Source organism: Bartonella sp. MR168JLCBS (assembly GCF_042194175.1).
In genome coordinates, this window is sequence record NZ_JBHIMP010000091.1 from 1 (window position 1) to 323 (window position 323).

1 pseudogene is annotated in these 323 nt (G+C 37.8%); it reads right to left on the minus strand.

The features are described from left to right. Positions 1-69 precede the first annotated feature (69 nt). Positions 70-323, minus strand: a pseudogene (locus ACFIK8_RS09310) (dihydroxy-acid dehydratase); the annotation flags it as partial.

The following is a 323-nucleotide window of genomic DNA, read 5'->3' on the forward strand; positions in this document are numbered from 1 at the left end:
TACTAAAACTCTAAGGATTTTACGCGCTTTCATTGCATGTGCATTACTTCATTACTTTTCGCATTTTACTCATGCTATAATAACAGATACTCCTTGATCTGCATGATTAACTGATTGACGAAAAACACTAAAGAGCTCGCGCCCAAAACCATAATGATTATCTGAAAGATCATCAGGAGGGATGACCTTTCGTACATTAAATTTAAAACATCTGACTTTTACCCACCTGAGCATCAAAACAAACGACATCACCATCCTACAAACGCGCAATAAAGCCATTATCCAAAGCTTCTGGTGTCACATGGACTGCAGCAGGAATTTTT